An 8,792-nucleotide genomic window follows, 5' to 3' on the forward strand; every position below is an offset into this window, starting at 1 on the left:
TGCACGGAGCAGCGACCCCAGGGTCGCTGCTCCGTGCTGTTGACCCGGGAGTCAGCGTTCGCCCGCACGAGCCGATCTCGACGGGGCGCCCCGTGGGGTTCAGGTGGTCGGTGAGGCCGGGCTCAGCGTGAAGAGGCTGATGGAGCCGGTTCGCTGGAGGAGTCGTACGAGCTGCGGGTTGGGCGCGACCAGGCGAATGGTGTGACCCTGGCTCGCGGCGGCGACTCGGCCGCGGAGCAGCACGTTCAGGCCGGTCGAGTCGCAGAACGTCAGACCGCTGACGTCCACGACGATCTCCGTCGGCTCCTCGGCGCGGGAGACGGCCTGCCCCAGCGAGGCATCGAGGCGCCGGGTGGAAGCGGCGTCCTGGTCGAGGTCACCGGCCACGCGGATGACGCTCACGGACGCGCCGCAGGCGCCTTCCGCCGGACTGCTCTGCTCGGCCATCTGCGTTCCCCCGTCATCGTGCACCTGATGTGACAGTACGTGACCCGGCGCCCGCCCGCGGTGCGGGGTGGGCACCTGCCTCGAGGGGGAGGGGAGGGGCAGGTGCCCACGGGGTGACGGTCGGGGCCGCTCGCGCCGGACCGCCACACCCTCCACCGTAAGACGGCACCGCTCGAAACGACTCACGGACCCCGGCGCTGCAGATCCTCCCGGGGCCGGGCTTCCCGTCCGCGCCCGCGTACCGCTGCCCGGCGGACCGGCCCGGGTGGCGGCTGCGCTCCTCGAACCGCCTGCACTGCCCGCGCCGGTACCGGGGTCTGACCCGTTTGCCTTACTCCGCATGGTGCAGGGTTCCGCCGGGGCGCACAGTTGCGTGGTGTAAGCAGTCAGTCGCGTGCTGCGATGACGGCGCCCCTGGGGGCGTTTTCGCACACGGCCTGTTCGGACGGAGTGCCATGAGTGACCACGCCATACCCGAGGTTGGGGCCGAGCACGAGCACGAGCACGGGCGCGAGCACGAGCACGGTCAGCCGCGCGCCGCGACGGCCGCGCCATCCGCCCCAGGGGCGGCGGACGCCCCGGTGGCCGATGTCCCGCCGGCGGGGGAAGCGGACGGTTCGGACGGCCTGCGGCGGACGACGGCCGAGGACGCCGAGAGTCTGCGCATGCTGCTGGAGACGGCCGCGGCCCTGCGGCCCGTAGAGGAGATCGCCGACCTCGTGACGCTCCTGCGACGGACCGGTCAGCTCCCCGACAGCGCCGACCAGGCCCTGCGCGCCGCCGCCGTGTCCCGTCCCGTCGAGGACGTCATCGCGCTCGCCGTGCTCCTTGCCGAGGGGCAGGAGCAGCGGTCCCAGCCGGACGTGGCCGCGTCTGAAGGCGAGCCCGAGGGTGAGCCGGGCGCAACGCCTCTCCCGGCCGCGTCACCTGCGCAGACCGGCGTCGCGCCCGCGGTCGCCGTCCACCGTCCCGCCCCCGCCGCGGAGCCGGGTACCGTTCCCCCCGCTCCAGACCCGGAGTTCGCGCCGTCGGAGCCCGCTGCGGGCGTCGGCGAGGTGCCGCACGAGGTCCTGGTGACCGAGGTGCAGAAGAGCACGCCGAGCCGGATGCTGCGCTGGCCGGTGGCTGCGGCACTGCTGGTGTCCGCCGTCGCCTACGTGCCCGGACAGCTGTCGGGTACGCCCGCCGGGTCCCGGGTGTGGCTGATGCTGGGCCTGGCAGGCGCCTGTCTGGTCCTCGCCGGGCTGGTGGTCGCGAGGGACCGTACGTGGGTGTGGTCGGCGACGACCCTGACCGGGATCGGCCTCGTGTCCCTCCAGGCGCTGACGGCCACCCTGGGTGTCCACCTCCTGGACGACACCATGGCCGGCCGGCTGCCCTGGCCCACCGGCGCCACGATGCTCTGTGCCGGTCTCGTCGCCGTCCTGTCGGGCATGGCGCTGCTCTACCGTTCGGAGCAGGCGCAGCGCCCCGCACCCCGCCCCGCGGACTTCGTGCTGCCGGAGGCCGCCGCGACGGCGCTGGACACCCGGTACGACACGAGGGCCGGCCTCGGGCCCGATCACCCGCAGGAAGCGGAAGCCGCGGCAGCCCCGCCGGACCGGCAAACCGAGCCGGCCTAGACGGCCTGCCGGGTTCGTGCCAGGGGGCAACGCCTCACAGGCGTTTGGCGCTGCGCAGGGCGGCGGCGTAGTAGCCGTTCCCATCGAGGCGGGAGGCGCCTCCCTTGTCGCCGATGGTGGGGCCGTTGGCTTCCTCGCGGCTGGAGATGAAGATCTTGTGGCCTTCGGTGTCGTTGCCGAGGTAGATGCCGGCGTGGTCCAGGCGATCCGCGGTTCGCGAGTCGAGCTTGAAGAACACCAGGTCGCCCGGCTGGAGTACGTCAACGGCAGCCGGCCGGTCCTGCGCGGTGACACCCTTCAGCGGCAGGACCTCCACCCCGGTCTTCGCGCGCGCCATGCCGTTGGCGGTACGCGGCAGCCCGTTTCCGCGCGTGTCGGTGGACATCAACGGAAAGCGGCTGCGATAGCCGAAGACCGTGCGGATGAAACCGGAGCAGTCCATGGCACGGAACTTGGGCTTCTCGGGTTGTTCGGTCGTACCGTCACGGAAGGTGTACGGGATGCCGAGGTAGTCGTAGAAGTCCGACTGTTCCAGCCGCAGGTCGTTGCCGGCGGAACCGTTGGGGTTCAGGGGCCCGAAGGCCGCGTCGCCCGCGTACTGGACGCCTGCCGCATCCTTCTTCACCGGCGCCTTGTCGCCGTACTGGAAGGCGATCGCGAAGATGTCGTCCTCCTCGCTGCCGGAGAACTTCTTGAACCAGTCCTGGAACCACTGCTCCCGCTCCGCACCGGCGCGCCAGGGCTCCGGCAGGAGGCGTACCCACGTGTCGGTGACGACCCGGGTCTGCGGGGCGGCCGGCTCGGTGAAGGTGCGGCTCTTGCCGGTGAGCGTCGCGGTACGGGCACCGTCCGTGAACGTCGCGAGGACGGCGCCGTCCCCGCTGCGCAGCACCGAACGCTGCGGGTTCTGCAACCGCTCCCACCTCTCGGTCCCGTCCTGAGCGCCCTTGGCGCCGCCCTGGGCCGCCTGGTCGGACACGCGGGCCACGACGGGTGCTTGAGCCTGCTCCTCCTTGCGCAGCGCATACGTGAAGTAGGCGCTGGCGGTCAGCAGGCTCGTCACCATGAGGACGAGCAGGACGGGGCGGGCGGGTTTGGCGGTCATCGTTGCTCCGGGCGGTACGGCAGACGGTTCGGGCAGGGGCGGGGCGTCGGTCAGGCGTGCGGCAGGAAGCCCAGCAGGATGCCCGAGGTCAGGACGACGTACGTCATGAGGGTCGCGGACCCGGTGGCGAGGAGCGTGGCGCCCTTGGGCTGGCGGACCAGCTGGTAGGCGATCAGCCCGGGGACGATGAAGCCGAGGGTCTGGTTGGCGTAGAGCAGCGGGAACTTCATCTGCAGCACCAGGACCACCGTGGCCTGGAGGAGCACCCCGATCAGGACGACGGCGGCGAACAGGCGCTTGCCGTAGAGGATGACGTACTTCTGCGTGATGAGCGTGAGCACGTACGTCAAGACGGTGATGCCTACGACGAGCGCCGCCCGCTGCAAGTCCTCGATGAGGGTGAGGGCGAGCCACCCCGGGGTGATCATGCCGCCGGGGGAGAGGTTCGTCGTGAGGTAGCACAGGAGGGAGAACAGCAGGCCCAGTGCGATGCCGATCGCGGCTATCTCCGGAGTGAGGACTGCGGGGATCAACGGGGCTCTCCTGGATAGTGCCGGTGCGGGTCGTACGACGGGTCGTGCGGGTCGTACGACGGGTCGTACGGGTCGTACGACGGGTCGTACGGGTCGTACGGGCGGGGGACGTGCGGCTGCTGCGCGTGCTGCGGCCAAGGCTGTTCGAGCTCCGGCTGCGGCGCGGCGTACCCGTGCGGGCCCGGGTGCTGCTGCGGGGCTGAGGGGTGGTGCTGCTGCTCGTGGTGTGGCTGGGGGTACAGCGGCGGTGCATGCTGCGCCGGGTTCGCGTACGGCTGCGGCCGCACGTACTGCCTCGGCACCGGCGGCTGCGTGTACCGCGCCTCCTGTGCGTCGGTGAGGTCCGCGTAGGGGTCGAGGTGCGGGACGTACTGCGGCTGGGGCGGACTCTGGGTGGGCTCCTGCGGCGCGGGCTGGTCCTCCTCGAAGCCGGGGAGTTCCGCGAGGTGCTCCAGGAGGATTTCCCCCTGGCCGTGGATGTTGCCGATGGCCACCAGGGAGGAACTCTCGCCGAGGTGTCCGAGCAGCTCGTGCATGAACGTCTCGCCGTCGCGCTGGTCACCGCCGAGGTCGACGGCGCGCGAGCGCCACTCGGCCGGAATCGCGTCGATGGCGCTCTTGGCCGGGTGGCCGATCACAAAGACCTTCTCCGGCATCAGCGCCGGCACGATCTGGCCCATCTGGCCGTTGCGCTCGACCCGGTCCGGCCGGCAGTTGATCACGACGTGCAGGGGGCGGTCGACGGCGCCCAGGTCCAGCAGCTGGTTGATGTTCATCAGCGTGGACTCGGGGTCGTTGGCGGCGAAGACGTTGGCGAAGCGCACCCGCTTGCCCCCCGGGGCCACGTACCGCTCGACGGACAGCACGCCCGGGTCCGGCGGGGCGTCGTACATCCCCTGGAGCGCGGTCTGGCGGTCGACGCCGAGCAGCTCGGCCACCGTCAGCGCGATGGCGACGTTCTCCTTGAAGGTGAACCAGCTGAATCCGCGCAGCTCCTCGTCGCTGACCGTCTCCGGATCGGCGTAGACGAGCGTGCAGTCGCGCGCATCGGCCTCCTCCTGGAGGACGTGGAAGCGCTCCTTCTCCGCGGTCACGCAGATCCCGCCGTGCGGCATCGAACGGGACAGTGAGCGCCCGATGTCGTCGAGCGTGGGGCCCATCTCGGCGACGTGGTCCTCACGGACGTTGCACAGCACGCCGATGGTCGACTGGATCAGCTTGGACTGGTTGATCTCCTGGAGGGCCGGCATCACCGCCATGCATTCCATGACGAGGACGTCGGGCTGGTAGGCGGCGGCACGCCGGACGATGCCGATCTGTTCCACGACGTTGGCGATGCCGAACTTGCGGTAGACGGGCTCCTCGGTGGCGTCCGGGTGGATGAACCGTGCCGCGGTGCCGGTGGTCTTGGCGACCGTGAGCAGGCCGCCGCCCCGCAACGCCCCCGCGCACAGCCGGGTGATGGAACTCTTGCCGCGGATGCCGTTGACGAGGACGCGGTGGGGTATCCGGTCGAGGTTGGCGAAGTGCCGCCGCTGCTCGACGATGCCGGCGACCAGCATGATCAGGCAGCAGGCGAGCAGCACGCAGTACAGGAAGAGCACGGTGAATCAGTTCCTTCCGGCCGGAGCGGCTCGGCCGGGTGTGCGGTCGGCGGCGCCGGCGTCCCGCTTGCGCTGCTCCTGCAACTGCTGGCGGATGACTTCGAGGCTTCGGGTGACGGCGCCGATCTCGTCGTGGTGGGTCGGATAGAGGACGGTACGGCGGTCCCCGTCCACGAGGGCCTCCGCCCGCCCGGCGAGCGTGCGCAGGGGTCGCACCACGATGATGTGCAGCCAGCCCAGGCAGGCCACCGCGCACGTGAGCCCGAGCAGCCCGGTCAGTACGGTGCGGTTCTGCGTGGTGTAGGCGGGGATCTCCAGGCCCTTGGCGTCCTGGAGGGTGACGACCGTCCACTCCAGCGGCTGGGCCGCCCCGCCCCCGGTCATGGGCGCCGCGGCGGCGATGGAGGTCGCACCGCGACGCAGGACGCTGCTGCGGGGGCCGGGACCCTTGCCGCTCTTCTGGTTGGCGCTCGTCACCAGCTCGTCGAGCCTGGGGTCCGGCAGTCCCGTGAAGGCGCGGTATCCGGTGCTGGAGCCGATGACCCGGTGCTTGCTGTCGACCACCCGGACCTCGCCCATCCCCGGCCGCTTGAGCAGCGCGTTGATGAAGTCGATGCGCAGCTCGCCGACGACCACCGCGCCACCGAGCGCCGGCGCATCGGCGTACTCGGTGATCAGCGGCTCGTTGCCGCTGTCGCTCACGGTCACCGGTTCCCGCGCGGTCTTCCTGGCACCGGCGTGGTGGGGCTTGCCACCAGCCCGTGCCATCACGGTTCCGTCGGCCTTCAGGACGTAGAGCGACTCGTACCGCGCATGCTCGCTGCGGGTGCGTTCCAGGACGGCCGTCATCTCGGCGGGGCCGGTTTTCGCGGAGAGGACGGAGGCGACGGAGGTGAGGTCGGCATGGCCTTCGTTGAGGGCCCGTCGTACCCGGTCGGCGAGGGTGTCCGTGCGCTCGCGCTGATCGTCGACGATCGTCTGCGGCACCTTGGCGGAGGTTCCCGCGCGGTTGAGCGTCAGCAGCAGCGGCGCGGACCACGCCAGCAGGAGGACTGCGCACGCCGCGACCAGGGCACGCGTCCCGATCCGGCTGCGGCGGCCCCGTCGGGGGTGGTCCGCCGGTGCGCCCGGCTCCCCGAGCAGTTGTCGGCGCAGGCGGTCGAGAGCGACCCCGATACGGGCCGTCTCGGCGTACTTGGGCACGGTGACCGGGCGGTGCAGGTCACCGCGGCCGATCCGGCGGCTCTCCAGGAACAGCTGGAGCAGCGGGCGCTGCACGGTGATGACGAGCAGGGCCACGGCGAGCGCTCCGAGGACCAGCAGCGCGCCGGCGGCGGCGATCCAGAAGAAGGAGTCGGTGACGGCCAGGCCGCCTTCGGAGGCGCTGACGAACGAGACGACGGTGAGTCCCAGCGCGGTCGCATCGGTGCCGACGCCGGGGGCCGGGCCGGCAAGCTTCGCGTAGCCGGCCACCGAGCGGTGACCGGCCGTCGCATCCCCGAGCAGGCTGCCGCTCACGCCGGCGAAACCGCCGGAACCCGGGTCCTTCGACTGGAGCGGGTGCTGCTTCGCCTTCTGCGCCGCACTCTTGGCGAACGAGGCGAGCTGCTGCTCCTCGCGCTCCGAGCTGCCGGTGCCTCGGCTGCCCAGGACCTGGCCCGAGGCGTCGAGGACGGCGATGGCGCGGTCCTTGCCCAGGCTGACCCCCGGCACCTTCAGGCTGCTGGAGGCGATGAGGAGCTGCTGCGGACGGCCCTCCCAGGACAGCAGACCGAGGGTGAGGAGACGCACCTCGCCGTTCTCCAGCCGCACCAGGCGGGGGGCCAGGCCGGCCGGAGTGTTCAGTGTGCCCAGGTCGAGGGCCGTCAGTGCGAGGTTCTCACCCCGCTGCGCCTGGAGCCGCCCCGATGCGATCTCGACCACGGCCGTGCCGCGCCACTTCTGGTAGACGCTGCCGAGCTTGTCGAGCACCGAGTCCGGCGAGACCGGCTCACCCGCGCTGAAGAGCGCAGCCGTCCGGCTGATGTCGGTGATGCTCTCGTCGAGCGAGGCGCGCAGGGCGATGGCCCCGTCCTCCGCGAAGTACTGCTGGGAGGTGAGGACGGCAGGCGCCACAGCTCCCCTGCCGACATGGCCGAGCTGGAATGCGGTGAGGGCGGCGAGAGCCAGCAGCAGCGCCGACAGGACGGCGATGGGCGGACGGATGCCCCCCAACAGGGACATGTCTGCTCTACGACGGGTCCGGCGCCGGCGCATCGAACGCGCTGCGGCCAACAGAGGCTCCTCTGGGTTCTGTCCTGGAGCCGGTGTGGCACGAAGGAGCGGGGTGGGTTGCGGGAGGGCGGATTACGGGAAGGCGGGTGCGGGAAGGCGGGGACGGGACCGGATCCACCGGGAAGGACTGACGTCCGAGCCGCGGTGTGGCCGGAGTGCACCACTCCGCTATTTTCATCTGACTATGAGTGCCCCTTTCACCATGCGCATAACAATTGCACTACTGTGCGCATCGCTTGTCGTGGCATGTGCCGGTTTGGTCATTTTTGTGCATCGCCCCGACGGGGCGACTCCACCGGCGGCGTCCGAACCAGCGGCCCCGGCCGAGTCCGCGCCGACCGCCGACAACGACCTCGCGCAGCGCATCAGCCGTTTCACCGCGGGCTTCGGCGAACACGGCGGCTACCGCGTCCCCACCGGCGGGGAACGGACGGCTCTCGTCCGGGGCGTCGCCCTCCTGCTCGACGGCGACCAGGACGCGGCCCGAGCGCAGCTCGCCACCGTCGACTTCACCCTGGACACCGTCACGGACTCCGCCAGCGGCCGCCGGTACGCGGAGGTCGCCGACGGGGTGAGCGAGTCGGGCCCCGGCAACCGGGGCTGGGGGCGGGTGTACGTGGACCTCGACCATCCCCCCCGGTGGTCGGTGCAGGTTCCCCACCCCCTGGCCGATGCACGCACCGAGCTGCTGGGCGCACGCGTGCTGCGCGATGCGCCCGGAGGGGTGCTGGTGCTCGCCGGCGCCCACCGCAATGCGGGCAAGGACAAGTCGGCGGACATGGCCCACCGCACGGACTCCGCGTTCCACGCAGTGGTCCAGGAGCTGATGCGGCGCGACCTGCCCGGGATCCAGCTGCACGGATTCGCCGACGAGTCGTTCCCCGGCCGCGACGCGGTCGTCTCCACCGGCTCCGGTGACGGAGCGGCGGCGGACGCCAGGAACCTGACGGCAGCACTGCGAGGCGACGGGTTGACGGTGTGCGCGGCCTCCACGGAGCGGTGCCGGCTCTCAGGAACGGAGAACGAGCAGGGCCAGGTGGCGGCCGGCGACGACGTCCGGTTCCTGCACCTCGAACTGAACCGGACGGTCCGGTCGGACAACGCACTGCTCAACCGGACCGCGGCAGCGATCACCAGGCTGACCGACCGCTGGTCCGGCACCTGACGCCGGGGCCTTCACCGGGCGCGCCGGCGCCTTCCCGCGGTC

General features: G+C 71.6%; 7 protein-coding genes. 2 read left to right on the forward strand and 5 right to left on the reverse strand.

Annotated features, from left to right (window positions below; all coding sequences use genetic code 11):
• Positions 1-99: 99 nt before the first annotated feature.
• The gene (locus tag ACLJTM_RS09735; RefSeq protein ID WP_411103040.1) at positions 100-447 is read right to left on the reverse strand and encodes an STAS domain-containing protein; all 348 of its coding nucleotides are present in this window, start codon (positions 445-447) and stop codon (positions 100-102) included.
• 455 nt (positions 448-902) lie between these two features.
• On the opposite strand from ACLJTM_RS09735, the gene ACLJTM_RS09740 reads away from it, so the two are divergent.
• Positions 903-2,069 carry a hypothetical protein gene (locus tag ACLJTM_RS09740; protein ID WP_411103041.1) on the forward strand — a complete coding sequence of 389 codons (1,167 nt, stop codon included), beginning with the start codon at positions 903-905 and terminating at the stop codon, positions 2,067-2,069.
• Positions 2,070-2,103: 34 nt separating this feature from the next.
• Here the strand turns inward: ACLJTM_RS09740 and ACLJTM_RS09745 are convergent, their stop codons facing one another.
• The 4 genes from ACLJTM_RS09745 to ACLJTM_RS09760 are packed head-to-tail and all read right to left on the reverse strand — an operon-like array spanning position 2,104 to position 7,534.
• Entirely contained in the window at positions 2,104-3,174 is a 1,071-nt protein-coding gene (locus ACLJTM_RS09745) for a C40 family peptidase (protein WP_411103042.1), read from the reverse strand.
• A gap of 50 nt (positions 3,175-3,224) precedes the next feature.
• On the reverse strand, positions 3,225-3,707 hold the full coding sequence (locus ACLJTM_RS09750; RefSeq protein ID WP_411103043.1) for a poly-gamma-glutamate biosynthesis protein PgsC/CapC: 483 nt from the start codon (positions 3,705-3,707) through the stop codon (positions 3,225-3,227).
• Entirely contained in the window at positions 3,704-5,311 is a 1,608-nt protein-coding gene (gene pgsB, locus ACLJTM_RS09755; protein WP_411103044.1) for a poly-gamma-glutamate synthase PgsB, read from the reverse strand. The genes ACLJTM_RS09750 and pgsB overlap by 4 nt, the downstream gene beginning before the upstream one ends.
• Before the next feature lie 6 nt (positions 5,312-5,317).
• Positions 5,318-7,534: a HAMP domain-containing protein gene (locus tag ACLJTM_RS09760; RefSeq protein ID WP_411103045.1), complete on the reverse strand. Its 2,217-nt coding sequence runs from the start codon at positions 7,532-7,534 to the stop codon at positions 5,318-5,320.
• Between the two features lie 319 nt (positions 7,535-7,853).
• Between ACLJTM_RS09760 and ACLJTM_RS09765 the strand changes: the two genes are divergently transcribed.
• Entirely contained in the window at positions 7,854-8,750 is an 897-nt protein-coding gene (locus ACLJTM_RS09765; RefSeq protein WP_411103046.1) for a hypothetical protein, read from the forward strand.
• The last annotated feature ends 42 nt before the right edge of the window (positions 8,751-8,792 follow it).

This window comes from Streptomyces sp. cmx-4-9 (genome assembly GCF_046548835.1).
Classification (GTDB): Bacteria; Actinomycetota; Actinomycetes; order Streptomycetales; family Streptomycetaceae; genus Streptomyces.

Coding starts and splice junctions, on each gene's coding strand:
- ACLJTM_RS09735 (WP_411103040.1), bottom strand. CDS start 447: ATGGCCGAGCAGAGCAGTCCGGCGGAAGGCGCCTGCGGCGCGTCCGTG.
- ACLJTM_RS09740 (WP_411103041.1), top strand. CDS start 903: ATGAGTGACCACGCCATACCCGAGGTTGGGGCCGAGCACGAGCACGAG.
- ACLJTM_RS09745 (WP_411103042.1), bottom strand. CDS start 3,174: ATGACCGCCAAACCCGCCCGCCCCGTCCTGCTCGTCCTCATGGTGACG.
- ACLJTM_RS09760 (WP_411103045.1), bottom strand. CDS start 7,534: ATGTCCCTGTTGGGGGGCATCCGTCCGCCCATCGCCGTCCTGTCGGCG.